19 protein-coding genes, 1 tRNA gene and 1 pseudogene are annotated in these 26,676 nt (G+C 63.5%); 14 read left to right on the plus strand and 7 right to left on the minus strand.

The annotated features are described in order from the left end of the window. Positions 1-1,118: 1,118 nt before the first annotated feature. From rsmG to rpmH, 6 genes are all read right to left on the minus strand, one after another. Positions 1,119-1,856, minus strand: a complete 738-nt coding sequence (gene rsmG / locus OHA42_RS04710; RefSeq protein ID WP_406234851.1) for a 16S rRNA (guanine(527)-N(7))-methyltransferase RsmG — start codon at positions 1,854-1,856, stop codon at positions 1,119-1,121. 196 nt (positions 1,857-2,052) lie between these two features. Further along, the gene (locus OHA42_RS04715) at positions 2,053-2,583 is read right to left on the minus strand and encodes a protein jag (RefSeq protein WP_364905335.1); all 531 of its coding nucleotides are present in this window, start codon (positions 2,581-2,583) and stop codon (positions 2,053-2,055) included. Between the two features lie 128 nt (positions 2,584-2,711). Beyond that, a complete protein-coding gene (gene yidC / locus OHA42_RS04720) occupies positions 2,712-3,800 on the minus strand; it encodes a membrane protein insertase YidC (RefSeq protein ID WP_406234852.1) in 1,089 nt (362 codons plus the stop codon). Between the two features lie 4 nt (positions 3,801-3,804). Further along, positions 3,805-4,068, minus strand: coding sequence for a membrane protein insertion efficiency factor YidD (yidD, locus tag OHA42_RS04725; RefSeq protein WP_406239097.1), 264 nt, complete (start codon positions 4,066-4,068; stop codon positions 3,805-3,807). A gap of 80 nt (positions 4,069-4,148) precedes the next feature. Beyond that, entirely contained in the window at positions 4,149-4,586 is a 438-nt protein-coding gene (rnpA, locus tag OHA42_RS04730) for a ribonuclease P protein component (protein WP_328407735.1), read from the minus strand. Between the two features lie 21 nt (positions 4,587-4,607). After that, positions 4,608-4,751, minus strand: a complete 144-nt coding sequence (rpmH, locus tag OHA42_RS04735) for a 50S ribosomal protein L34 (RefSeq protein WP_209885332.1) — start codon at positions 4,749-4,751, stop codon at positions 4,608-4,610. Between the two features lie 593 nt (positions 4,752-5,344). On the opposite strand from rpmH, the gene dnaA reads away from it, so the two are divergent. The 12 genes from dnaA to OHA42_RS04795 all read left to right on the plus strand — a co-directional run bounded on the left by dnaA (position 5,345) and on the right by OHA42_RS04795 (position 22,548). Then, positions 5,345-7,360 carry a chromosomal replication initiator protein DnaA gene (gene dnaA / locus OHA42_RS04740; RefSeq protein WP_406234855.1) on the plus strand — a complete coding sequence of 672 codons (2,016 nt, stop codon included), beginning with the start codon at positions 5,345-5,347 and terminating at the stop codon, positions 7,358-7,360. A gap of 844 nt (positions 7,361-8,204) precedes the next feature. Next, a complete protein-coding gene (dnaN, locus tag OHA42_RS04745; protein WP_406234857.1) occupies positions 8,205-9,386 on the plus strand; it encodes a DNA polymerase III subunit beta in 1,182 nt (393 codons plus the stop codon). Positions 9,387-9,621: 235 nt separating this feature from the next. After that, positions 9,622-10,890 carry a DNA replication/repair protein RecF gene (gene recF / locus OHA42_RS04750; protein WP_406234858.1) on the plus strand — a complete coding sequence of 423 codons (1,269 nt, stop codon included), beginning with the start codon at positions 9,622-9,624 and terminating at the stop codon, positions 10,888-10,890. A 332-nt stretch (positions 10,891-11,222) separates the two neighbouring features. Further along, a complete protein-coding gene (locus OHA42_RS04755; RefSeq protein ID WP_406234860.1) occupies positions 11,223-11,792 on the plus strand; it encodes a DUF721 family protein in 570 nt (189 codons plus the stop codon). A gap of 584 nt (positions 11,793-12,376) precedes the next feature. Continuing rightward, positions 12,377-14,431, plus strand: coding sequence for a DNA topoisomerase (ATP-hydrolyzing) subunit B (gene gyrB, locus OHA42_RS04760; protein ID WP_406234862.1), 2,055 nt, complete (start codon positions 12,377-12,379; stop codon positions 14,429-14,431). A gap of 61 nt (positions 14,432-14,492) precedes the next feature. Further along, on the plus strand, positions 14,493-17,009 hold the full coding sequence (gene gyrA / locus OHA42_RS04765; protein WP_406234864.1) for a DNA gyrase subunit A: 2,517 nt from the start codon (positions 14,493-14,495) through the stop codon (positions 17,007-17,009). Positions 17,010-17,047: 38 nt separating this feature from the next. Further along, positions 17,048-18,166 (plus strand): DUF3566 domain-containing protein, encoded by a 1,119-nt coding sequence (locus OHA42_RS04770; RefSeq protein WP_406234866.1) that lies wholly within the window; start codon positions 17,048-17,050, stop codon positions 18,164-18,166. Positions 18,167-18,300: 134 nt separating this feature from the next. Then, positions 18,301-18,374: transfer RNA gene (locus tag OHA42_RS04775), tRNA-Ile, on the plus strand. A 509-nt stretch (positions 18,375-18,883) separates the two neighbouring features. Further along, positions 18,884-19,228: a hypothetical protein gene (locus tag OHA42_RS04780; protein WP_406234868.1), complete on the plus strand. Its 345-nt coding sequence runs from the start codon at positions 18,884-18,886 to the stop codon at positions 19,226-19,228. Between the two features lie 37 nt (positions 19,229-19,265). Beyond that, positions 19,266-19,613 (plus strand): hypothetical protein, encoded by a 348-nt coding sequence (locus OHA42_RS04785; protein ID WP_406234870.1) that lies wholly within the window; start codon positions 19,266-19,268, stop codon positions 19,611-19,613. A 140-nt stretch (positions 19,614-19,753) separates the two neighbouring features. Then, the gene (locus tag OHA42_RS04790) at positions 19,754-20,071 is read left to right on the plus strand and encodes a hypothetical protein (RefSeq protein ID WP_406234872.1); all 318 of its coding nucleotides are present in this window, start codon (positions 19,754-19,756) and stop codon (positions 20,069-20,071) included. 98 nt (positions 20,072-20,169) lie between these two features. After that, positions 20,170-22,548, plus strand: a complete 2,379-nt coding sequence (locus OHA42_RS04795) for a hypothetical protein (RefSeq protein ID WP_406234874.1) — start codon at positions 20,170-20,172, stop codon at positions 22,546-22,548. Between the two features lie 64 nt (positions 22,549-22,612). Here OHA42_RS04795 and OHA42_RS04800 read toward each other — a convergent pair. Further along, a pseudogene (locus OHA42_RS04800) lies at positions 22,613-23,810 on the minus strand (IS110 family transposase). Between the two features lie 1,389 nt (positions 23,811-25,199). Here OHA42_RS04800 and OHA42_RS04805 point away from each other — a divergent pair. Together OHA42_RS04805 and OHA42_RS04810 are read left to right on the plus strand one after the other, a co-directional pair. Continuing rightward, positions 25,200-25,487 (plus strand): hypothetical protein, encoded by a 288-nt coding sequence (locus OHA42_RS04805; protein WP_406234876.1) that lies wholly within the window; start codon positions 25,200-25,202, stop codon positions 25,485-25,487. 225 nt (positions 25,488-25,712) lie between these two features. Then, complete coding sequence (locus OHA42_RS04810) at positions 25,713-26,660, plus strand: M20/M25/M40 family metallo-hydrolase (RefSeq protein ID WP_406234878.1); 948 nt, start codon at positions 25,713-25,715, stop codon at positions 26,658-26,660. Positions 26,661-26,676 lie beyond the last annotated feature (16 nt).

Consider the following 26,676-nt stretch of genomic DNA (forward strand, 5'->3'; position numbering starts at 1 on the left):
CCTCGCATTGTGCCGTTGAGTCACACCACGTGGACACATCACCGGCTATCGCTGAGTCGAGCCGACTGGACCACACCGGGTACCGCTGTTGGCGCACATCGTAGGGATGAGTCGTTCGCACCTTCTGTCTGGCCGTTGGGCCGCACTGGATCGCGCATCACCCTGTTGGTTCGTTGTGTCATGCCCTGGACCGCATTGTCGTGCCGTCGAGTAGTGCCGTCGAACCGCACCAACCTGGATCACAGTCCCCGGCCAGGCTCTAGGGAAACGACGTTGGGACCAGCCGTTGGCCATTCAACTGTCGGCTGACCTTCCGCCCACCACTGGGCAGATCACGCTCGACCACCTCGTTGGGTCACGCTGTTGGACCGCATCGTCGAGCCACGCCGGCCTTTACGGGCGGCGCCGGTCGAGCCATGTCGTCACCACATCGCAGCATCGCGTCACTCTAAAGGGGGCCTCGAGTCGCGCAAAGCGACTTCGCATCGTTGGGTCGCATCGCCGAGTCGCATCGCCGAGTCGCATCGCCGAGTCGCATCGCCGAGTCGCATCGCCGAGTCGCATCGCCGAGTCGCATCGCCGAGTCGCACCGCCGAGTCGCACCGCCGAGTCGCACCGCCGAGTCGCACCGCCGAGTCGCACCGCCGAGTCGCACCGCCGAGTCGCACCGCCGAGTCGCACCGCCGGGCCGCACCGCCGGGCCGCACCGCCGGGCCGCACCGCCGGGCCGCACCGCCGAGTCGCACCGCCGGGCCGCACCGCTATCGCGGGCGCAGGCGCACTGTCTCACGTTGGGTCCGCGGGGCTCAGTTCACCTGTCTCCCTAGCCCGCCGCCCAAACTGTCACGTGGAGAATCTGCGCCATCTGCGGTGCCAAGAAGATCATCCGACCCCGGGCCGGGTCGCTGCTAAGTCATGTCGCCTGTAGATGTCGGTCCGGGTGCATGATTTTCCTGGGCTGCAATTGGCCAAGGTTTACAGAGAAGGTCGACCTGAGACCCATTCCGGCACTGACGTCTTTCGTGGCTCCCGGGCGGCGCGCCGCAGCGATCGCTCGACGCGGAGACGTGAGCGACCGGGCCCGGTTTCACATGAAACACCGACCGGGACCGTTCTGGCTAAGTCGCCTTCCGAGCCTTCCGAGCCTGCCGGGCGGCGCGGCGCGGCGATCGCTCGGCCCGAGGGAGACGCTCGGCGCTGATCACCAAGGTGGGCGTCGAAACGATTCCTGCTCCGCATTCGAGGACAGTCGCGTTGCCTGCGCCTGCGCTTGCCAATGCCGCTCCGTCTCGCTCGAGTTCCTCGGCGGCGCTGACTCCCTTGAGCGCCAGCATCCGTCCGTGATCGCGGAGCAGGGGGAGCGACCACTGCGCCAGCTTCGCCAGGGGTGCCACTGCACGGGAGGTGACCACATCCGCGCCGCCCGCTTCCTTCATCACGCCCGATTGTTCGGCCCGGCCACGCACGACCGTGATGTCGAGTCCGGCCGCCTCGATGAACTCACTGAGGAAGATGGTCCGGCGCAGCAGCGGCTCCACCAAGGTGATCCGGAGGTCCGGTCGCGCAATGGCCAACGGGATTCCCGGCAGGCCCGCACCGCTACCGATGTCGACCACCGTCGCGCCCTCGGCGATCAACTCGCCGAGCACCGCACAGTTCAGGATGTGCCGATCCCAGAGCCGCGGCACCTCTCGGGGACCGATCAACCCACGTTCCACTCCGGCGGTGGCCAGCGCCGCACAGTAGCGACGCGCGAGATCGAGACGATCACCGAACACCGTCGCGGCGATCGCGGGCGCTTCCAGCTCAGCCGGCAGTGCGGTGGCTCCACCGAGATCTCGTTCCACGTGAAACATCCTTCCGAGCTCGAGTCGATCAGGCAGCAGGCGGGTGATCAGTCGACCGCTCGCACAATCGGTCGCCGGCGTTGAATCAGGCGACAGACATGACATGTGAGATGAACACATGATTAAGGGCCCCTGGTCCGAAGACCAGAGGCCCTATCCAACCATTGCTCATCCGGCCGCCAAAAATGGCGTCCAGGAAGGTGGTTCAGGAAGGTACGACGACCACGTGCCGATTCGGCTCGACGCCTTCGCTCTCGCTGCTGACGCCATCGACCGCAGCCACCGCGTCGTGCACGATCTTCCGCTCGAACGGGGTCATCGGGGCCAATGGCTCCGGCTCACCCGACTCGAGCACCCGTTGCGCGGCAGCGGTCCCCAGCGCGCTCAACTCGGCGCGACGCTTGGCCCGCCAGCCGGCTACATCGAGCATCAGCCTGCTGCGCACACCGGTCGTCTGCTGCACGGCCAGCCGAGTCAGCTCCTGAAGCGCGTCGAGCACCTCGCCATTGCGGCCGACAAGCTTCGACAGATCGCGGCCACCATCGATGCTGACAATCGCGCGGTCGCCCTCGACGTCGAGGTCGATATCACCATCGAAGTCGAGCACGTCGAGCAACTGCTCGAGGTAGTCGCCGGCGATCTCGCCCTCTTCGATCAGAGCTTCCTCGGCGTCGCTCGCGACATCACCGGGCTCCGACCCGGTCTCTGATTCACGACCCGTCGTGGTGTCCACCATCGTCGTCGTCGCCACAGTGGCGTCCCCTCCGTCGGTCTCAACAGTCATTTGATTTCCTTCATCTGCTTATCGCGCGGACCCGGCGCCGGGCGCCGGCCGGAAACGCGATCAGGGGTTGCTCAATGCGTTCAGCGCCGGCGCTTCTGGTTCGCACGGCCTCGGGTTCCGGGCCGCCGCTGGCCACCGGGCCGGCGTTGTCCGGATGCCTTGCCTGTCGCAGGCTTCGCGGTGCCGTTCGTCGACGGGGGAGCGTCGGCCGACTCGTTGTCAGTCGATTCTGCGGCGTCGACCGCGGTCTGCTTCTTCTTGGTACTGACCGGCTTGGCACCCGGCTTCGGCGCGTTCTGCGCACGCAGCTCCAGCTTCGCCTGCTTCTTCTCTTCTTCTTCCTTGGCCATCCGACCGAAGACGAGGTGCTGCTGCCCGTAGGTCCAGATGTTGTTGGACACCCAGTAGAGCAGGATGGCGATCGGCAGGAACGGACCACCGACGAGCACACCGAGCGGGAACACCCACAGCGCAAGCTTGTTCATCATCGCGGCCTGCGGGTTGGCGGCCGCCTCGGGAGTCTGGCGCTGTACCGAAGCCCGCGCGTTGAAGTGGGTTGCCAGACCGGCGATGACCATCAACGGAATCGAGACGAGCGCGATGCTCAGCTTCGATGGCACGCCGCCGTAGTCGGCGAATGCCTCGAGCTGACTCATCGGGCTGGTGATGTAGGCCGAGATGGGGGCACCGAAGATACGCGCCGCCAGGAACGACTGGACGTCGGTGGCGCTGAAGACATAGTTCGGCGTATGCGCGTTGTCGTAGGTCGACATACCGAGCTGTCCGATGCCGGTACCGGTGCGGTTGAAGGAGCGCAGCACATGGAACAGGCCGAGGAACACCGGCACCTGCGCCAGGATCGGCAGGCAGCCCATCACCGGGTTGAAGCCGTGATCCTTCTGGAGCTTCTGCATCTCCACCGCCATCTTCTGGCGGTCGTTTTTGTACTTCTTCTGCAGCTCCTTGATCTGCGGCTGCAGCTCCTGCATCTGCTTGGTCGTGCGGACCTGCTTGACGAATGGCTTATAGAGCAGCACTCGCAGCGTGAACACCAGGAACACCACGGCAAGGGCCCAGGTGAGTCCGTTGTCCGCGCCGAACGCGAACCCGAAGACCCGATGCCAGAACCAGAGGATCCAGGACACCGGGTAATAAATGAAGTCGAGCACGGCTCTATGCACTCCCGTCGTTCGTGTCGCCGATCACCGCGCGCGGTGATCCTTTACAAGCATCTGGCGCCGGCGTCGCAGGGTCGGCGTCCGACTCGTTCCCTGCGCGTTTCCTGCGCTCCGGAACGGGGTCCCACCCACCAGGGTGCCAGGGCGCACATTTGGCCAATCGCACGACCGTCAATACGAGGCCGACGAACAGTCCGCGCGTGCGAAGTGCGGTGACGGCGTACTCGCTACAGGTCGGGGTGAAACGGCACACCGGCATGCGAGTGGGGGAGACGTAGGTGCGGTACAGCTCGATCACAAAGATCAGGGCCTTGGCAGGCAGTCGAACAAGGGTCGTCTTCACGACCGATCACCGGCGGCCGCGCCATGTGGCTCTATTGTGATGCCCAGCTTGCGTAGTGCGCCGCGTAACTGGCGAAGCAGTTCGTCCGAGTCGGCCGCCGCCGCGCCGGGTAGCGCGCGGATCACGATGTCGGTCTCGGCGGGCAGATCGGCGGTCACCTTGGCGCACATATGACGCAGGCGGCGGGCCACCCGGTGTCGAACCACCGCGGAGCCCACCGCCTTGCTGACAATCAATCCGAACCGTGGCCCGCCAATGCGAACCAACGATCCGGCTGTTGCCGGATCGTCCTGTCGTCCATTCGCGCCCACAACTCCGTCATACCCGTGCACAAGCGCGTGTACGACCAGATCTCGCCTCCCGATTCGCTGGCCGCGGCGCACCGTCCGGGAGAAGTCGGCACGATGATGCAACCGATACGGCTCAGGCAGCACCCGAGCGTCCGAAAGCGAAGATCAGGCAGTGAGGGTTTTGCGGCCCTTGCCGCGACGCGCGGAAACGATGGCGCGACCCGCACGGGTCCGCATCCGGAGACGGAAGCCGTGAACACGCGCCCGACGACGGTTGTTCGGCTGGAACGTCCGCTTGCCCTTGGCCACGGTCAACACTCCTCGAGTAGGTGGGCGCCAGTCGGCACCCGAAGTATGGGTATTACGTATTTCGCGATGAATCGCAGTCTGGTCATCATCGGCGCGCGTCGGTCCTGGCGCACAGGTCTGGTTTGACCAACCGCGGTCAGCACAGGACCGCCACCGCACCAAGGGGTGACTGTACGAGGGTACTGATCGGCCAGGAGCGGGTCAAACTCGGCCCACCGCTGCTGAAGTTACGCATTCGTGCGGTCTGGCGTGAGTTCGTCCACACCCCTAGCCTTCGGCTACTGCCGCGAGCAGTGTGTGTAGCCAAAGGATTGCTGAAGAATCGCAGGTCCGGGCGTTGTCACGGACGAATGTGAGCACGTTTCACATCTCCCCAGAGTTCTCCACATCTGTGGATAATTGTGTGGAAAGACCCCTGGAGTGGCATATTCGTAGGGCCGACGGTGCCACGTCGCCGCCCGGGATGGGGGAATCCGGGCAGCGTCCGAACCTAACGGACGTACGCAGGATCATCAAAATCTACCTTGCCCGGTAGCTGCCCGCGTACCCCGGCCGTCTGCTCCTATCGCCTACTTCCGGGGAGGAACACCTGCATGGACGACGAGCAGAACGTGTTGGCCACAGTGTGGCCAGAGGTGGTTGCCGAGCTCACCACCGGCTCACCCGATGGTGCCATCCCACCGGTGACCAGGGCGCAGCAAGCCTGGTTGAAACTGGTCAAGCCGCTGACGGTGGCCCAGGGTTTCGCCTTGCTCTCGGTGCCCTCGTCGCTGGCCCAGGAAGCCATCGAACGCGATCTGCGCGAACCCATCCTGCGCTCGCTGGCCCGGCGCCTCGGCCCCCAGGTGGAAGGACTCGGCGTACGGATCGCGGCACCGACCAACCAGCCTTCGGAGCGGCCGGGCAATTCGGCGCGCCACGCCAGGATGACAAGCAGGCCGGAGCGGAGCCGGGACACCGGTCGCGGGCCCGCCGGGTATCCGTCGGCCGACTATCCCGGCCGCAGTGACTATCAAGCACCGCGCTACGCCGCCCAGAGCGACTTCCCGGCCGCGTCCAATGACTACGCACCGCAGTCGAACGACTACGCGCCGACATCGGACTATCCGGGTGCCGGCTATGAACCGGAGTACGTGCCGTCCCAGGAGTACGTGCCTGCCACGGAGTACACACCCAACGGCGACTATCACATCGACGAGTACCCGACCCGCGGCGATTACCCGAGCCAGGGCACTCGCAGGGAAAGCCCCGGCGGACCGACGCCAGAGGTAATGCCCGCGCCGCGCCGCGACTCCGGGATGCCACCGCGCCGCGACTCCATTCCGCCGGGACAGGAGTCACTGTTCACCCCGGAGCCGCCGCCGATGCGCGGTCCGGCCAGGGCGCCGATGCGTGAGGACGGCCGCCCGAGCGAGGATCCCGCGATCGCGGCAGCACACGAATCGGTCCGTGAGCCGATGTCCCGAGAACAGATGTCCGAGAATCCGCGCGACCACGACGACGAGCCCGTCGTCAACGTGCGCAACTCTTGGCCCACCTACTTCACCAAGACCCAAGAAACCCCGGCGCAGTCGAACTCCTCGGCCAGTCTCAATGCGAAGTACACCTTCGAGACGTTCGTGATCGGCGCATCCAACCGTTTCGCGCACGCCGCCGCCGTGGCTATCGCCGAGGCCCCTGCCAGGGCTTACAACCCACTGTTCGTATGGGGCGCTTCAGGTTTGGGCAAGACGCATCTGCTGCACGCGGCCGGCCACTACGCCCAGCGGCTGTTTCCTGGGATGCGGGTGAAGTACGTCTCGACCGAAGAGTTCACCAACGACTTCATCAACAGCCTGCGTGACGATCGCAAGGTTGCCTTCAAACGCCGCTACCGCGAGACCGACATCCTGCTTGTCGACGACATCCAGTTCATCGAGGGTAAAGAAGGTATCCAGGAGGAGTTCTTCCATACCTTCAACACCCTGCACAACGCCAACAAGCAGATCGTCGTCTCCTCGGACCGACCGCCCAAGCAGCTGGCCACCCTGGAGGAGCGGCTGCGGACGCGGTTCGAGTGGGGCCTCATCACCGACGTGCAGCCGCCGGAGCTGGAGACGCGCATTGCGATCCTGCGCAAGAAGGCACGGATGGACCGGCTGGACGTGCCGCACGATGTGCTGGAACTCATCGCCGGCCGCGTCGAGCGCAATATCCGTGAGCTGGAAGGCGCGCTGATTCGGGTGACCGCCTTCGCCTCGCTGAACGGTCAGCCGCTGAATCTTCCGCTGGCCGAGGTGGTGCTGCGTGATCTGATGCCCGATACGGCCGCCTTGGAGATCAATGCCGCGACGATCATGGCCGTCACCGCCGAGTACTTCAACACCACGCTCGAGGAGCTGACCGGGCCGGGCAAGGCGCGGCCGCTGGCACAGGCCAGGCAGATCGCAATGTATCTGTGCCGTGAGCTCACCGATCTTTCGCTGCCGAAGATCGGTCAGGCCTTCGGGCGCGACCACACCACGGTCATGTACGCCGACAAAAAAGTGCGCAAGGAGATGACCGAGCGCCGCCGGGTCTATGACCAGGTGCAAGAACTAACAGCCCGGATTAAACAGCGTTCGCGCTGATCGCCGCTAACACCCACTGCACCGTCCCTGAACTGGGGCGGTGCATTTTTTTGGCTTGTGGATTCCTCGAGGAATCCCTGTGGAGTCCTCGAGGAATCTCCCAGTTGTGCACCGGTTCGTGCACAGGCCGGGGGAGCGGGTCCGGCGCAGGGATTAACAGGGGTGGATTCAACAGTCTCCACAGCGGTTGCTCCCCAGGCATCCTGACCAGCGCACCACTCGGTCAACGCCCTGTGGAATCCTCGAGGAGTCCTTGTGGAGTCCTCGAGGATTCCTCGAGTTGTCCACGAATCGGTGCACACGTGTGAACAACAGGGTGAATCTGGTGGAACAACTCGAGGAGCACTCGAGGATGGATGCTGAACAACTTCGGAGCCTCCACAGACCCCGCCCGTTCATCCTCGAGTCACCCGATGGCCATCCCCACGGCACCACACCCCCGGACCTGCGAAGACCGCCCCAGTCCACAGATTCCACAGTGCCTACTACTACTTCAGTTCTTCTTCTTAGAGAACTCTCTTCAAAACAGGGTGTGTGGAAAGTCCGTTGGTGAGTGTCGCCTCCGTGTCACTCGCCGAAAAGCGGGCAAGGACGAAACGGAGACCTATCGACAGACAGGACCGACCGGCATCGGACAACCGATGAGTTCCGCGCAGTCGCGCGTCGAGAAAGCCGAGCACTCGGTTGATCGGCTCGGAGGGTCGGACTAGGTTCAGGTGCCGCACGCGAGTACGGTTTGGTGTCGGTCGCCTGTGCCACACTTTTCAAGGCGGCCGATTCAGCACCCGTTCAAGAACTGACGAGCCGAGATAGATCACGGAACCGGGAGAGGACAGATCGGGCGATGGAGCTTGCAGGCATGAAGTTTCGGGTCGCACGAGAAGACTTCGCCGAATCCGTTGCGTGGGTTGCTCGTAGCCTCCCGTCCCGGCCTCCTGTCCCGGTGCTCGGCGGTGTGCTGCTGGTCGCCGACGAAGGCGGGCTCACCGTCTCCGGCTTCGACTACGAGGTCTCCGCGCAGATGCGGGTCGCGGCCGAGGTCGCGGGTCCCGGCCAGGTGCTCGTCTCCGGCCGGTTGCTCGCGGACATCACCAAGGCCCTGTCCAACAAGCCGGTCGACGTCTCGCTCGAGGGCACTCGCGTGCTCATTGCGTGCGGCAGCGCGAAGTTCTCGCTGCCGACCATGCCGGTCGAGGATTACCCCCAGCTGCCCGAGGTGCCCCAGCAGACCGGCGAACTGAGTGTCGAGGTCTTCGCCGAGGCGGTCGGCCAGGTCGCTGTCGCCGCAGGCCGCGACGACACCCTGCCGATGCTCACCGGCATCCGGGTGGAGATCGAGGGACCCAAGGTCGTGCTCGCGGCCACCGACCGGTTCCGGCTTGCGGTCCGGCACATCGAATGGCAGCCCGCCCGTGCCGATATCGAGACCTCGGTGCTCATCCCGGCACGGACGCTCTCGGAAGCCGCGAAGACACTCGGCCCCTCGGATGCCCCGGTTCAGCTGTCGCTCGGCACGGGTTCCGGATCGGGCTCGGACGGTCTGCTCGGCATCGTGAACGCGGGCCGCAGGACCACAACTCGGCTGCTCGATGCCGAGTTCCCCAAGTTCCGTCAGCTGCTGCCGAAGGAACACACCTCGATTGCCACCCTCCAGGTGGCCACGCTGACCGATGCCATCAAGCGCGTCGCCCTTGTCGCCGAGCGTGGTGCTCAGGTGCGTCTGGAGTTCTCCAGCGAGGGCCTGCTGCTGTCCGCGGGCGGCGACGACGCCGGGCGCGCGGAGGAGTGGCTCGAGGCCGATTTCCGTGGCGAATCACTTACCATCGCCTTCAACCCCGGCTACCTCATCGACGGACTGTCCGCGCTGCATGCCGACCGGGTCACCTTCGGATTCACCACTCCGAGCCGCCCCGCGGTGCTGTTGCCCGCCAGCGACGAGGAGCCGAAGGTGCTCGAATCCGGCGCGTTCGCCGCGCTGGAGAGTGTGTACATCTACCTGCTGATGCCGGTTCGGCTGCCGGGCTGAGCGTCTGTGCATGATCGGGTGCTGCGCGCTCCGGCGCAAGCAACAGCGCCGCACGGCGGTTCGAACCTCTTAGGGACGCAGCGGTATTCGTTGTCCACACCATCCACATGGACGCGATCCATCCACAGTTCTTCCACAGCAGGTGATCGGGCCGCAATTCCTTCGGCGTTCGCACGACCACATGTGGTTTCGTGGCCTCTACCAGCGGCGATGACAATCGGGTCGAGGTAGGCGGATGTTCGTCAGGGCGCTGTCGCTGCGTGATTTTCGGTCCTGGGAGCACGCGGAACTCGAATTATCCCCAGGCCGAACGGTTTTCCTCGGATCCAACGGCAACGGCAAGACCAACCTGCTCGAGGCGATCGGCTATCTGGCCACACTCGGCTCACACCGGGTCGCCGCGGACGCGCCGCTGATCCGGCTCGGGACCGAACGCGCCAGAATCGGCGCCACCGTCGTGAACGCGGGCCGGGAGCTCCGTATCGATCTGGAACTGAATCAGGGCGCCGCCAATCGCGCCCAGATCAACCGCTCTCCGGTCCGCCGGCCGCGCGAGATTCTCGGCATTCTCCAGACGGTGCTCTTCGCGCCCGAGGATCTTGCGCTGGTGCGCGGTGATCCCGGCGAGCGCAGACGGTTCATGGACGAGTTGTGCACAGCCAGATTGCCTCGGCTCGCCGCGGACCGCGCCGACTACGACCGCGTGCTGCGGCAGCGTTCGGCATTGCTGAAAACCGCAGGGCGACAAGGGCGATCGAGGGGAGCCGGCGCCGCCGAACTGACCACCCTCGACGTTTGGGACGGACACCTTGCGTCGCATGCCTCGGTGCTGCTCGCCGAACGCTTGCGGCTTGTGCACGACCTGTACCCCTATCTCGCACAGTCCTATGCGTCGATCGCGCCCGAATCGCGGCCCGCCGCAATCGGTTACCGCAGTGCCACGCTGCCTCCGGAATTCCTGGATCCCGCCCGGGCACCGCTGCCTGGGGACATCGAGGCATTGGAGGCGATCATGCTGCAGGAGTTGGCGGCGGCGCGACCGAAGGAGTTGGAGCGCGGCGTCTGCCTGGTCGGCCCGCACCGCGACGACCTCGACCTCATGCTCGGCACCGCACCGGCCAAGGGGTTCGCCAGTCACGGCGAATCATGGTCCTTCGCCCTCGCCCTTCGCCTCGGCGCGTTCGAACTGCTGCGTGCCACTGCGGCGGAGCCGGTGCTGCTGCTGGACGATGTTTTCGCCGAACTCGACCGCCGCAGGCGCACCGCACTTGCAGCGGTGGCCGCGGGCGCGGAGCAGGTATTGATCACCGCCGCCGTCCCCGAAGACGTGCCTGCGGAACTGGCGGCGGTTCCGCTGCGCGTGGAAACGAGTGGTGGGTCGGACGGCCGGATCTCCCAGATCGTGGAGCCGGCAGTCGAGGCGCTCGGCTCGCCTGCGGCCGAGGGCGCAGGCGTCGGCGACGACATCGAGAACAGCCCGGATAGCGCGTCCGCGACCAACTGACGGACTCGCGCACCCTGTCGGTGTGCTCCCGTACAGTGACCGATGCGTCGGCGGTGCTGCCACCGGCGCGGACACGTCGGCCGAACTACCAACACTTGTGGATAAATTCGGCCCGGTCAGCCGCTTCCCGGACCGGTGGATCCCGACTCGGTGTGGCATCGACCGATACCCGGCAACAAGAAAACGCCGAAATGGGCGTGGAATGTGATGGCCGACACCCTTGGCTGGCCGTTCGGTCGCGGAATTCCTCGCCGTGCACCGGCAAGCCGGGGGCTGGGGACAAAGTGAACAAAGCTGGGGACAAATCAAGTGCGTGCGAACGGAGCAGGTCGATGAGCGATCAGCCTGAACAGGGCGCCTCCGCACCGCAGCCCGGTGCGGAGCCGGAGCTACGTGGGATAGATCTGGCACGGCGGGCCCTCGAGGAAGCCCGTGCGGCCGCCAAAGCCAGCGGCAAGTCGGTAGGGCAGGGACGTGCGTCACCGCGCCGGAATCTGCGGACCGGCGCCAGGCGGCGAACCGGATGGTCGGGCGCGCGGCCGGACGAGCGTGATCCACAGCTGTTAGGCAGGCTGACCGGGTCGATCGCGAAGAACCGTGGCTGGTCGACGAAGGTCGCGGAGGGCATGGTTCTCGGCCGTTGGTCCGGCGTGGTCGGTGACGACATCGCCTCCCACGCCACGCCGGTGACACTGAAGGACGGTGTCCTCAGCATCGCCGCCGAATCCACCGCATGGGCCACGCAACTGCGCATGCTGCAGGGACAGATCTTGGCGAAGATCAATGCCGCGGTCGGTCAGGGCGTGGTCACCTCATTGCGCATCTCCGGCCCGGCGGCGCCGAGCTGGCGCAAAGGCGAACGGCATATCAAGGGGCGCGGACCCCGGGATACATACGGATAGTCACCGGTCCGCGGGCGTTCCACGTGAAACCGTTCATCGGGATTATCGACGCGGCAACCGATTTCATGCTCCGGGCAGCGCGACGGACTCGGCCGTGACGCGACGGCACGGGTAGTCGGGTGATGCGCCCGACCACCGGTTCCCAACCTCGGCGATGCCCGACGCCCCGACTCGGCAATGGGCATACCATGACTCCGAGGGCTCGTCACCTGCCCCGACGGTCTCGCTCCCTGCCCCCGCGCGGCAACCGAAGTCTCGTCCCGAACGAAGCCTGGCAAACGACGGCGAAGCCGAGGCGCGGGCGACAACTCTCAGGGCAGCCGAGATGGATCGAAACCCTCGGAAGGCGGAACGGACCCGTCGTCGCTCGATTTCTCGCATCCACGGAGCCGTCAGGGGTGTCGTAGGTGCATTGTGGCTTGGGTCTACCAGTAGGATGGTGACGTAACTAGCGGCGATACCTTCGGCGCGTTCGGCACAGCCCGCGCGTGGACCCCTGAATCTCGAGCAGAAAAGATCCAGGCCCCACGTGTGCTATCCGACCGCTGTGCCGAGGATCAGCAAGTAAGGAGAGCTACCGACCAGTGGCTGCCAACGACTCCAATGAATCGGGCTCGACCAACGCGACATCGGGCAAGCAGGATTACGGTGCCTCCTCCATTACGGTCCTCGAGGGACTCGAGGCGGTCCGCAAACGGCCGGGCATGTACATCGGCTCCACCGGCGAGCGCGGCCTGCACCACCTGATCTGGGAAGTCGTCGACAACTCCGTCGATGAGGCGATGGCCGGATACGCGAGCAAGGTCCAGGTCACGCTGCTCGCCGACGGCGGCGTCGAGGTCGTCGACGACGGCCGCGGTATTCCGGTGGCCATGCACGCACAAGGTGTGCCGACCATCGAGGTCGTCATGACCCAGCTGCACGCCGGCGGCAAGTTCGACTCCGATTCCTACGCGGTGTCCGGCGGTCTGCACGGTGTCGGTATCTCCGTGGTGAACGCGCTGTCGTCCCGGTTGGAAGCCGAGATCGACCGCGACGGCTACCACTGGACCCAGAGCTACAAGGCCTCCGAGCCGGGCAAGCTGGTCCAGGGCGAACCTTCCAAGAAGACCGGAACCACGATCCGCTTCTGGGCCGATTCCGAGATCTTCGAGACCACCACCTACAACTTCGAGACGGTCGCGCGCCGCCTGCAGGAGATGGCGTTCCTGAACAAGGGCCTCACCATCATCCTCACCGATGAGCGCGTCACCGACGCCGACGTCATCGATGACGTGGTGAGCGAGACCGCCGAGGCGCCCAAGCACGCCGACCCGAACGCGCCTGCCGCGCCGGTCGAGCACAAGGTGAAGACGCGGACCTACCACTATCCGGGTGGTCTCGAGGACTTCGTCCGGCACATCAACAGGACCAAGCAGGCGATCCACAACTCTGTCGTCGGGTTCACCGGTAAGGGCACCGGGCACGAGCTCGAGGTGGCCATGCAGTGGAACTCCGGTTACTCGGAGTCGGTGCACACCTTCGCCAACACCATCAACACCCACGAGGGCGGTACCCACGAAGAGGGCTTCCGCGCGGCGCTCACCACGGTGGTCAACAAGTACGCCAAAGACAAGAAGCTGATCAAGGAGAAGGACGGCAGCCTCACCGGTGACGACATCCGTGAGGGTCTCGCCGCGATCGTCAGCGTGAAGGTCAGCGAGCCGCAGTTCGAGGGCCAGACCAAGACCAAGCTCGGCAACACCGAGGTCAAGTCGTTCGTGCAGCGCACCTGCAACGAGCACCTCGCGCACTGGTTCGAGGCCAACCCGGCCGACGCGAAGACCATCGTGAACAAGGCGGTCTCCTCGGCACAGGCACGCGTCGCCGCGCGTAAGGCGCGCGAGTTGGTGCGTCGTAAGAGCGCCACCGACCTGGGTGGACTGCCCGGCAAGTTGGCCGACTGCCGGTCCAAGGATCCGAGCAAGTCCGAGATCTACATCGTGGAGGGTGACTCCGCGGGTGGGTCGGCCAAGTCCGGGCGTGATTCGATGTATCAGGCGATCCTGCCGTTGCGCGGAAAGATCATCAACGTCGAGAAGGCGCGTATCGACCGGGTGCTCAAGAACAACGAGGTCCAGTCGATCATCACCGCGTTCGGTACCGGTATTCACGACGAGTTCGATATCGGCAAGCTGCGTTATCACAAGATCGTGTTGATGGCCGACGCTGATGTCGACGGTCAGCACATCTCGACGTTGTTGCTGACGTTGCTGTTCCGGTTCATGCGTCCTTTGGTCGAGCACGGTCACGTGTATCTGGCGCAGCCGCCGCTGTACAAGTTGAAGTGGCAGCGGTCGGATCCGGAGTTCGCTTACTCCGACCGGGAGCGCGACGGGTTGCTCGAGGCGGGTCTCGCCGCGGGCAAGAAGATCAACAAAGACGATGGTGTGCAGCGCTACAAGGGTCTCGGCGAGATGAATGCCAAGGAGTTGTGGGAGACCACGATGGATCCTGCGGTGCGGGTGCTGCGTCAGGTCACTCTGGATGATGCTGCCGCGGCTGATGAGCTGTTCTCCATCCTGATGGGTGAGGATGTCGAGGCGCGTCGCAGCTTCATTACCCGCAATGCCAAGGATGTTCGCTTCCTCGACGTGTAGCCGACGTGAATTGCGCTGCGTCAACGCGAATTCCACGTCCGGTTCCTAAGGAGACCTACAGATGACTGAAATCACGCTGCCACCGAACGGCGGAGCGGGCGACCGGATCGAGCCGGTCGATATCCAGAACGAAATGCAGAACAGCTACATCGATTACGCGATGAGCGTGATCGTCGGCCGCGCGCTGCCCGACGTGCGTGACGGCCTGAAGCCGGTGCACCGGCGGGTGCTGTATGCGATGTACGACAACGGCTATCGGCCCGACCGCGGATATGTGAAGTCCGCCCGCCCGGTCGCCGAGACCATGGGTAACTACCACCCGCACGGCGACGCCTCGATCTACGACACCCTGGTCCGGATGGCCCAGCCGTGGTCGCTGCGCTACCCGATGGTCGACGGCCAGGGCAACTTCGGTTCCCGAGGCAACGACGGCGCGGCCGCCATGCGGTACACCGAATGCCGGCTGACCCCGCTCGCAATGGAGATGCTGCGGGAAATCGACCACGAGACGGTCGATTTCGTCCCGAACTACGACGGTCGCTCGCAGGAGCCGACCGTGCTGCCCGCCCGGGTGCCCGCCTTGCTCATGAACGGCAGCAACGGCATCGCGGTCGGTATGGCGACCAATATCCCGCCGCACAACCTCAACGAGTTGGCCGAGGCGATCTACTGGGCGTTGGAGAACTACGAGGCCGACGAGGAGTCGACCCTCGCGGCTTGCATGGAGCGGGTCAAGGGCCCGGACTTCCCGACCTACGGCCTCATCGTCGGTGGTCAGGGTATTCACGATGCCTACACCACCGGTCGCGGTTCGATCCGGATGCGTGGTGTCGTCGAGATCGAAGAGGACAACCGCGGGCGCACCACGATTGTCATCACCGAGCTGCCGTACCAGGTCAACACCGACAACTTCATCAACTCCATCGCGGAGCAGGTGAAGGACGGCAAGATCGCCGGCATCTCCGATATCCACGACGAGTCCTCCGACCGTGCCGGTATGCGGATCGTGGTCACCATCAAGCGCGATGCCGTGGCCAAGGTGGTGCTGAACAACCTCTACAAGCACACCCAGCTGCAGACCAGCTTCGGCGCCAACATGCTCTCGATCGTCGACGGCGTGCCGCGCACGTTGCGTCTGGATCAGATGATCCGATACTACGTCGAACACCAGTTGGAAGTCATCGTCCGGCGCACCCGCTACCTGCTGCGCAAGGCCGAGGAACGGGCCCACATCCTGCGCGGCCTGGTCAAGGCGCTCGACGCGCTCGACGAGGTCATCGCGCTGATCCGCCGCTCGGCCAACACCGACACCGCGCGCACCGGCCTGATGCAGTTGCTCGATATCGACGAGATCCAGGCCACCGCCATCCTCGACATGCAGCTGCGCAGGCTGTCTGCCCTGGAGCGGCAGAAGATCGTCGACGAGTTGGCCAAGATCGAGGCCGAAATCGCCGACCTCAAGGACATTCTCGAAAAGCCGGAGCGTCAGCGTGCGATCGTGCGCGACGAGCTGGTCGAGATCGTCGAGAAGTACGGCGACGAGCGGCGCACCAAGATCGTGGCCAACGACGGCGACATGGCCGACGAAGACCTGATCGCTCGCGAGGACGTGGTCGTCACCGTCACCGAGACCGGCTACGCCAAGCGCACCAAGACCGACCTGTACCGCAGCCAGAAGCGCGGCGGCAAGGGCGTGCAGGGCGCGGGTCTCAAGCAGGACGACATCGTCAAGCACTTCTTCATCAGCTCGACGCACGATTGGCTGCTGTTCTTCACGAACAAGGGCCGGGTCTACCGTGCCAAGGCCTACGAGCTGCCCGAGGCGAGCCGGACCGCGCGCGGTCAGCATGTCGCCAACCTGCTGGCGTTCCAGCCGGACGAGAAGATCGCCCAGATCATCCAGATCAAGGGCTATGAGGACGCCCCCTACCTGGTGCTGGCCACCAGGAACGGCCTGGTGAAGAAGTCCAAGCTTTCGGACTTCGACTCCAACCGCAGCGGCGGCATCGTTGCGGTGAACCTGCGCGACGAGGACGAACTGGTCGGCGCCGTGCTGTGTTCGGCCGAGGACGACCTGCTGTTGGTTTCGGCGCAGGGCCAGTCGATCCGGTTCTCCGCCACCGACGAGGCGCTGCGTCCGATGGGCCGCGCCACCTCGGGTGTGCAGGGCATGCGGTTCAATGCCGACGATGAGTTGTTGTCGCTCAACGTGGTTCGCGAGGGAACCTATCTGCTGGTCGCCACCTCGGGTGGCTACGCCAAGCGCACCGCCATCGAGGAGTACACGGCCCAGGGCCGCGGTGGTAAAGGCGTATTGACTATCCAGTACGACATCAAGCGTGGCACCCTGGTCGGTGCACTCATCGTCGACGACGAGGATGAGTTGTATGCGATCACGTCCGGAGGAGGAGTTATCCGGACGGCGGCGAAGCAGGTTCGTAAGGCTGGACGGCAGACCAAGGGCGTGCGATTGATGAACCTCGCCGATGGCGATACGTTGCTTGCTATCGCGCGCAATGCCGACGAGCCCGAATTGGTCGACGGCGACGACGACACCACCGGTTCTCCCCAGCAGTAACCCCCAGCGGCGGCAACGAACGGATCTAAGGATTCCCATTGACCACTCCGAATCAGCCGAATGACGAGCGGCACCAGACGAACGGCGTGACCGAACGGATCGCACCGTCACCGATTCCGCCTCGGCCGATCCCTCGGCCGGTCGCTTCGGCCGAGAACGGGCAGCAGGGTGGCCCGCAGGGTGGTGCCCAGCCGCATGAAATGTCCAACCAGCAGGGCGATTTCGCCTCCCAGCAGGGTGGTCCGCCACAAGCGGCCACGCAGCAGGGTTCGCCGCAGCAGTCGGCGCCGGAACAGAACTCCGGCGCCGAGCGGCCCGAATCGTTCGACCAGCAGACGGCGCGGATGAACAACTCCCCAGAGTCCAAGCCGTCCAGCGGCAGCGATAAAGCACCCGGCAACGGTGGGGGCCCGTCGCCCTACCAGCAGGACGGCTGGGCGCAGTTGCCGCAGCGGGAGCCGCAGTCCAACCTGTACCGCCCCGGTCAGGCTCCGGTGACCGGTCGCCCGGGCACCGGGTCGGGTGGTCTCGGCGGCGGCGGACTCGGTGGCAGCACGAGCAACGCACGCACCACCGCCGACCTTGCGGCCAAGGCGGCCCGCAAGGAAGCGGCGATGGTGAAGTCGGTCGGCATCGACGGACCGACGCGCAGCATCGCGCGGCCGGAGCTGATCAAGGACATGCCGGACCTCTCCGAGATCCGGCATCCGCTGCCACCGATGATGGAGTCGACGGGTCCGCAGCCGCCCATCTCGCCTGCAGTGCCTGTCGCGGTGGCCGCGGCTGTCGCCTCTGGTGAGCCGCTGCGCGCCACTGTGCAGATCCGCAGGATCGATCCATGGTCCACCTTGAAGATCTCGCTGGTGATCAGCGTGGCGATGTTCTTCGTGTGGATGCTCGCCGTCGGTCTGCTCTACATCGTGCTCGAGGGCATGGGTGTGTGGGAGCGGCTCAACAACACCTTCACCGACATGGTGTCGCAGGACAGCGGTTCGGTGGGGATGATCGACGCGGGCACGGTCTTCGGCTACGCCGGTGTCATCGGCCTGATCAACGTGGTGCTTTTCACCGCGCTCGCAACCGTCGGCACCTTCATCTACAACCAGTGCTGCGACCTCGTCGGCGGCATCCAGATCACCCTGGCCGACCCCGACTAAGGACGATTTCCAGCCGGCCGGTAGCGACCCTATACAGGGCCGCTACCGGCCGTTTTGGTCTTCAGCAGGCCGGTAGGGTAATCTCGTGCCTCGGTTCGGTTAACAGCTTCGGCGGGGAAACCGGACAAGATTGAGGGCCTATAGCTCAGGCGGTTAGAGCGCTTCGCTGATAACGAAGAGGTCGGAGGTTCAAGTCCTCCTAGGCCCACCTACAACACATATCACAGAGTCCAGTTCAGCTGGTTTCATTCCCTGTCATCACACAATCTTCGGGTTCGCTGCTGCCCACAAGATCGCCTTCGTGCGGATCTTGTCTGACGAGATCGCATTGAAGAACGTCGTCCATCAGTGCGTATCAGAAGCCGGCTGAGGCATCGTGCAGCCCGGCACGTCCCCCGGGCTCTGCGCCCCTCACCTTCAGGTGCGCATCTTGTGCATGCATAGCGGCTTCAAGCTGCGCGATACGAGTTTGGAGATGGTGGGTGTCGCTGTGGAAGGCCATCAGATGGCCAGACCTCCAGCCTTCCCACAGTGGGGAACCCTGGGCGAAGTTTGGAGGATGGAAACGTACCATCCAAAGCGAGGAGGTGGCATGCGAAAAGAGCTGGGTGCCAACCCGAACGTACATCGGATGTCCTCGAGCCTCGGCATCCCTGTTCCCACAGTGCCAGGTCTGTGCTCCGTTGCCCAGCTGATGGTTCGCCAGTTGGCCGGGAAGTGGTGACTGTGGCGGATAAATGGCCCAGCGACATGCATCCCGATACGATTTCCGCGTTGGAAACGGGAGAAGCAATGGTGCATGCCGTCGCTGACATGCTGGAACGGGTCGACCGGATTCGTGCCCGGCGTCCCTCGCCTACCACTCGGGTGATTCCGGAAGTGGACGGCATGGGCAGACTCACAGACCTGTACATCGCCCCCGGAACCATCGAGAGCTTCGCCAGCGGCCGGGAGTTGGTGGCTGACATCATGGCGGCGATTCAGGAGAGCACCACCGATGCCTTGCGGCAACATGTCATTGCTGTCGAGGAGATGACATTGCCGAACGTGCCGTGGCCGTAATTCATTGGTGCAGGCAACGACATGCAGGAGTGACGCGTTGACTGATCTCGATACGTCGGAAGCCGCGGAGGCTCAAGCGCCGCCCGATTGGCAAAATCTGACTTACGAGGTGTTCAATCCGAGCTACTCGGTCGGCGTCGCGTGCAACCGCAGCGGCGTGATCGTCGGAGTGCATCTCGGTGACGAAGTGTGGGAGAACTCCGATAGCTGGCTCGCCACAGAGATTGTCCGTGTCGCCCGCCTTGCCTATCTGAGGTCGCGGGTCGGCCGTCGTGCTGAGCTGCTGTACAACGGTGGTTCGCCGCGATCCGCCGACTCGATGGGTATGATCACCGAGGCAGAGTACAACTTCCAGTGGAAGACCGAGTTCGCTCGAGATCTCTGATTCCATCGAGCGGAGACGGGATTTGCGCCGTGCTGGGTGTTGACCGTTAGTGTCCGCCCGCGTTCGAGCCATCACTCCGCATCCCCATGGTTGGGGATGTATGAGAATCGTGGTATCTGCTTGAAATGGAGGGCATCACTGTGGCCGACAAAACACGTCAAGATTCAGAAGAACTGGTGAAACTGAGCGGCGGAAACCAAGCTGCCAGTGCTCCTCACTACGAACGGGCTAAGGGCGGTTCGGATTTCGACCAGGAGTTTGAGAGAAGGTACGGCAAGGCAGCCAACGCGTACCGGCTTCGTGGCAGCGAGTACTTAAGTCAAAGCGGAAGCGCCTACACCAATTTGGGCGACGGTCATGTGGCATCGAGCACTCACCTGCATACCGCGAAGAACGCATTCGAGGATGAAGATGCGGCGTACGGCGCGTCAGTGAAACGAACAATGCCAGAGGCCTGATGCGGCCGAAGTAGACTTTTGGTAGCTGGATAGAAGGCTCGATATGATTGTTCCCGACTTGCCAATAATTGATCGCACACGGCGCCAGGGGGGGAGTGATGTCTGAACATCAACCTGACACTCGGGGCGATAAGTATGGCGGCGTTCTCGATCGAGAACAGACGATCAAAGAGGGGGAATGGCTGTGGTCGGAGAATAAAGAATATAAGCTCGGTATGAAAAATGGCCAGATGGTCATCATACACGAGCCCAGTCAAACGACAATCCAGACTGCCGGTAATGACGATGGCAAAGCCACCGTGATTAGATTCGAGGATGAGGAAGACGACGGCAAACAAACCAGACTTGAGCTCCACAATAACGATGATGACGAGATCACAGCAGCCTCGTCATCGAGCAATGGCTTCCACGGCAGGGGATTCACCAAAGAATGGGACGACCGAGATGATGATGATGAAGGTCCTCAGCAATATCTACTGACCAACGACGGTCAGCTTGTCGCCGTTAAAGACAAAGTAAATACAAAAGAAAAAAAATTCGATGGAAATTTACCCGACCCCGCTAATAATGCCAACGTTCTTTGGACGCTGGAAGACCCGGTAAAGGCCAAAGAGCGAATTGCCAAACAGAAATTCATGGGGAATCCCTATGAAGCGGTAGTTGGCGATGAAGTAAAGAACCATCCGCTGGAATTCCAGGTCCCTCCGGGTACTGTGTCTCCATATTGTAAGCAGTTCATCGAGAGCTCGAATGCTACGCTGCTTTATTTAGTCGACCAGATGGGTAAGCCAACGGAGAAGGCTATTGATCTGAAATTCTTGACTTCGCCGGATGGTAACAAGAAGGACGAAAACACAGCGGATGATTATCTTGAGGGAGGTTTCGTCAGCGACCTTTCTTCGTATAATGGCCTCGGAGCTACAACAGATAAGTACAACGCAGCCACTGCTAAACTCGGCGCTGTAGCGACTGTCTGGAAAGATGCAGATCACAAGTTCGATATTTCGAATGCAAAAGTTACCGATATCAACTTGAGTACGTATAAAAGTATGTACCACATAGTTCAGGAAGCTCGCACTGATCTCTGGAATAAACTCAAGGAAGGTACGAGGCCTGATACGCCACCGGGGGAGGTATTCAGGGACAAGGACAACAATATCATAGATCCGGACAAGATCAAGGAGAGTACGAAGGAATTCGGCATTCAGAATGTCGTCGAAGAGCGTCACGTCTACGAGATTGTCTCGAATGCAATAGTCGGCTGCCAAAAGGCGGTCAGCGGCTATGCGAAGATGCTAGGGGATCTCGCGAAAGATGTAATAATTCCTGATCTATCACAGAAGAAAGAGCCGCCTAAGGAGCCGGAAAAGAAAGAGCCGCCTAAGGAGCCGGAAAAGAAAGAGCCGCCTAAGGAGCCGGAAAAGAAAGATGAGAAAGGCCCGGCCAAAACAACGGAAACAAAAGGCCCCCCGGCTACCACTACCACTACCAACAATACTCCTCCATATCAGATAACCGCTCAAAACCAGCCGCAGACGCAACCAGTCAACACCGCGAATGCAGATTTGGGTGTAACAGCCGACGATTTGTCCATGGATCCGGAAGGAACTGGAATCGATGGCACGCCCATTTCCGCCGCCGACATCGGTACCGGCGGTGATACGTCATCGAAACCAGATTGGAATGCCATCGCGCAGACGTTGGCGCAGAATGGCACGACACAACCTGGCAGTGCCCAGCAGCCTGTCAGTGCCCAGCAGCCTGTCAACTCCCCACAAACCCCTGGCATCGATCCGATGGCAATGATGGCGTTGTCGCAAATGGCTAACCAAGGCCAGGGTCAGAACCATGTCCAGCAAGCTGATTATCGAGACGAAAGAAGGCGCGAAGGGAGCGAGCAGCGCGGCGCTGAGCGAGCCACCGCGCCCGCAACCGCCGCTCAGACGGCTCCTTCCGGTGTAACAGCACCAGCCGATGCGGGTAGTCCGCCGCCGGTGTCGACGCCGGGCGCAATGGTTGATTACCCATTGCCGGACAAGTCGACCGTGCAAGTATCGCCGACAGTCGCGGAGGCTTTGCAGAATCAGGCGCGGGACCCCTCCCTCGATGCGAAAGCGGCATATGCAGGAACGGCGGGTGAGTCGACAACGAACCATCCGTGGGAAACGGTCGACGATATCTCGCGATTGAAGTCAGGCGACATAATAGAATGGGACAATCAGGGTGCGAAACATTATGGGATGATCGTTGAGAATCCGAACGGTAAGTTCATCCTCGACGGCGGTCAACTCATTCCGTTCGATCCGAACCACCCGCCATTGACTGAAAAATACGGCGGTTTTACGCAGTACTTCCATCCAACCGGTTTGGATGCCGCAGCCGCAGCCGGCCCGGGATCCGGGGCTATACCCCCGCCAACAATGAGCCAGACCCTCCCCTCTGGTCCGCCGCCCATTACACCACCGAAGGAAGTCTGATCTGTCGGAACGGATCACCGGTGCCTTGCAAACTGATTCATCGGGGGTGTCCCTATGGTTTTCGTCAAGCTGCGACGGGCGTCGGTGTCCGGTAGGGCTGTTTGGTTTTGAGCATGGCGTAGAGGACGTCGCAGCGGCGTCGGGCCAGGCAGATGAGGGCGGCGTTGTGTTTCTTGCCCTCGGTGCGTTTGCGGTCGTAGTAGGTGCGTGAGGCCGGGTCGTGTAGCGCGGCGAACGCGGACAAGAACAACGCTCGTTTGAGCTTGTGGTTGCCGGATCTGGCGGGGTGTTCACCGCGAATCGAGGAGCCGGATCGGTGGGCGATCGGGGCGATGCCGGCGTAGGAGGCGAGGTGGCCGGCCGAGGCGAACGCCGAGCCGTCACCGACTTCGAGCAGGATGCGAGCTCCGGTCCTGACTCCGACGCCGGGCATCGAGGTCAGGACCTGGGCAAGAGGGTGATCGGCGAGCATCTCCTCGATATCGGCTGCGACTTGTTGTCGTTGCAGCAGAACAGTTTTCAGAGAATCAGCGAGTTTCGGCAGGACTGATTCGGCGGCGTGGGTGCCGGGGACGACAACGGTTTGGGCGGGCAGCGCAGCCAGGATTTCCTCGACCAGACGGGCGCCCATGCGGGGTGCGTGTTTGGTCGCGATCGTGGTGAGTTTGCGTCGGCCAGCGCCGCGGATGCCTTCGGGTCCGCCGCAGCGGGACAGGATTTCCAGCACTGCCGGGTGCGCGACGCGAGGGCCAGGGACTCGTTCGAGGGCCGGGTGGATGCTGGTGAGCAGGCCGCGGATGCGGTTGCTGGTGCGGGTCGCTTCTCCGGCGAGGTCGTCGTCGAAGCCGACCAAGACACCGAGCTCAGTGAGGGTTTCGTCGCCGGTGTCGACGCGGCGCAGGGTGTGGGGCATGGTGCGGGCGGCGTCGGCGATGATGTGAGCGCGGGCGTCGGTCTTGGCTTGACCTGGGTAGAGGTCGGCGATGCGGCGCATCGACAGGCCTGGCAGGTAGGCGTGGCCGCAGGCGCGGGCGATGGTGACCGGTAGGGCGCCGATGGTGTTGGGTTGGTCGACCACGATCAACCGGGCCGCGGGTCGCGAGCTGGTCGAATACTGCCCGCAGGCGGGATTCGTCGTTGGGTAGTGCCTTGTCGAAGAGTCGGTTGCCGGTCGGGTCGAGCCCGACGGCATGGTGTTCGCCTTTGCCTACATCGATGCCGCAGAACACGGCATATGCCTGTGCCACTTCAGGTTTCCTCATCGAGTTCGAAACGCTGCCGTCCGGTCGCCGATCTGGCGTCAACGTCCGGCACCCACGTTACGAAGAGACCTGAATACCGGCCCTGTCCCCATCAGCGGTCCATCGACGCCACCAGGAACCCGGCGACACCACCCCCCGGATCATGAGTGCGACAGGGGAAAGTCATACCGGGCCTGGCGACCGTGGGCCCGGTATCGGGCCCACGAACAAGGTAACGGGGGGATCAGGCTCCAGCGAATCGGAGGCTCCGACTCAGTGCTACCGGGATTCAGGATTCACCCTGACACCGATCTGTCAGCCAGTTTCCAATGATCTCGCGTGCTCTACGCACTCGCCATGAGCGCACGTACCCGACTACTCCGCTGTCGCAACAGCGGAGTAGTCGCGTCGCTCGAGGCGATGCCGAGTGACATTGTCGATCAACCTGTATGTGATGTTACCCGAGCGCTTGTTGCTCGAGACCGGTTCACCAGAGCCGCAAGTGCCCTATCTGTCTACTACCGGAACCGGCACGGCGGACGATGTCGGATATGCACTCCTCGCCAAACGTTGCGGATACGCGTGGCCGACAAGCGGATCCGCCCTCCAGGTAGCCAAACGATGACGCACCGTGGCAAGTGTGTCAGAAGTGCGGTAGTTCGAGTGCCCAGAGCAACTCTGGTGCACGCATGTGGAGCCTAGGGGAATCGAACCCCTGTGCCTACCTCGGAAAGGCTCTGCTCAACAGTTCAGCCGATGCCGTGACCAGGTCTTTCCTACAATTCCAGTCCTCTGGGGGCTTCTCAGCGCCTCTCGGGACTTGAAGGGTAACCCGGATCTGTGGACCGCGTCCACACCCCTTCGGGTGGTGCCGAGGCCGGTTGCGGCGCGGTCGGTGACACATCGGAAATCCACTCCGCGGCTTGGAACCGGCGCGGCCCGAGGCGCGTCCAATCACGTATGACCGAACAAATCGAGTTCCCGCTGAATGCCGGTCCGCATACCACCACAAGCCTCGCCGAGGAATTCGCGCGGTGGCGCGCGTGGGTGCAACGGCGACACTTCGCGGATGACGGGCCTCCTGCTCAGCCTGCCGCAGACTAGAGTAGCTCGAACACAAGTTCGAACCGAGCGGTATGCTTGATGGATGACCGCTCGCCCGCTCTACACGGTCGCCGGCAAAGTCGTACCGCCTGATTGTCCGGTGCGCACCGCGGCTGGATGGGTCGAGCCTGCTCCCGTGCGATGCCCGACCGGCCACATGCTTGGGCCCCGCCGAGCTCTAGTTGGGTGGATCCCGTGCGTGGGCCCCGGCCGGAGCGGGCATCGCACACACCAATGCCGATGCGGGAATGTGGTTTACACCCCGCCTCTGGATGCTGCCTGCGTGTGCGGGACAGGAGGACCATCATGGACGCCCAATACGAGCGGATGATCACCGTGGTCGTCGACGCGATCGAGCCCGACAGTGATGTCATCGCGGCAGACGTCCACCATGCCGTCTGCGCCGAGATCATCTCACCACCAACACTCGAGGAGGTCGAGCAGGTGCTCGACCTCCTCCAGATGCCGGGGCTGCGATATATGCCAGGCGAGGTCGGCTGGATCGTGGTCCGTCGATTGCGCGACCTGGAATACCTGGCAGACCCGGCGCGGGCCGCCGACCCACCGCCGCCTGAGATCGACGACCGATACTGATCGCCGTCGGCGAACCACCATCAGCGTGGCAGGATCCGAACCGTGTCCGGTAATCACAGCGTGCTCACGCAAGCCCTAAGCCAACTTCCGCTGATGCTGGACAGGCTTCGAGAGCTGGTGGACTGCGAGTCGCCGTCCGATTCGCCTCCCCATCTTGAAGCCTGTGCTGCGCTGCTCCGGCCACGGCTATCGACCGCCCTTGGCCGCCCGGTCCGGCAGGTACGAGTGGGCAACAATGTGCACCTGCTGTCAGAGGCCGAGGATCCGAAAGTGCTGCTGCTGGGCCATTTCGACACGGTATGGCCAGTCGGAACCACGGCCGATTGGCCGTTCTCCGTCAGCGATGGGATAGCGAGCGGACCCGGCACATTCGATATGAAGGCGGGGATTGTCCAAGCGATCACTGCGATCGAGCTGCTGCCCGACGCGTCGCATGTGAGCGTGCTGCTAACCAGCGACGAGGAGGTCGGCTCGGCGACCTCGCGGGACCTCATCGAGGACCAGGCGCGTAAGGCTGGTGCTGTCCTCGTCTGCGAGCCGAGCGCCGATGGCGGTGCCGTGAAGACCGGCAGGAAAGGGATCGCGAACTATCGCGTCGAAGTCACCGGCAAGGCTGCACATGCCGGGCTCGAACCTGAGCTCGGCGTCAACGCCGGGATCGAGCTCGCGCACCAGATCCTCTCGATCGCCGGTCTGTCCAGTACCGATACATCCGTGACGCCAACGCTTTTGGCGGCGGGGACCACGGTGAACACGGTTCCCGAATACGCGCGGTGCGACGTAGACGCACGATCGTGGACCACCGCGGCACTGGCGGAAGTTGACCGTGCGATGCGGGTGCTCGCTCCGCATCTGCCCGGTGCTGTCGTGACAGTGACCGGGGGTATCGACCGGCCGCCGTTTGAGGAGGCGATAGCCGAATCGTTGTTCGCCGAAGCCGCAGCAGCAGCACGCGAGCTCGGGTTGCCGCCCCTCCTCGCGGTGCGGTCTGGCGGCGGATCGGACGGCAACCTCACCGCGGCGGCCGGAGTCCCCACTCTGGACGGGCTCGGCGCGGTCGGTGGCCATCCACACGCACGCAACGAACATGTCGATGTGAATGCAATGCCCGCACAGGCGGCGTTGCTTGCCGTGTTGCTCGCCCGCTTGGGGGAACGCCCGCGCGCCGCGTGATCGGTGGTAACAATGG

The sequence above is a fragment of the Nocardia sp. NBC_01009 genome, from assembly GCF_045208035.1.
Lineage (GTDB): Bacteria > Actinomycetota > Actinomycetes > Mycobacteriales > Mycobacteriaceae > Nocardia.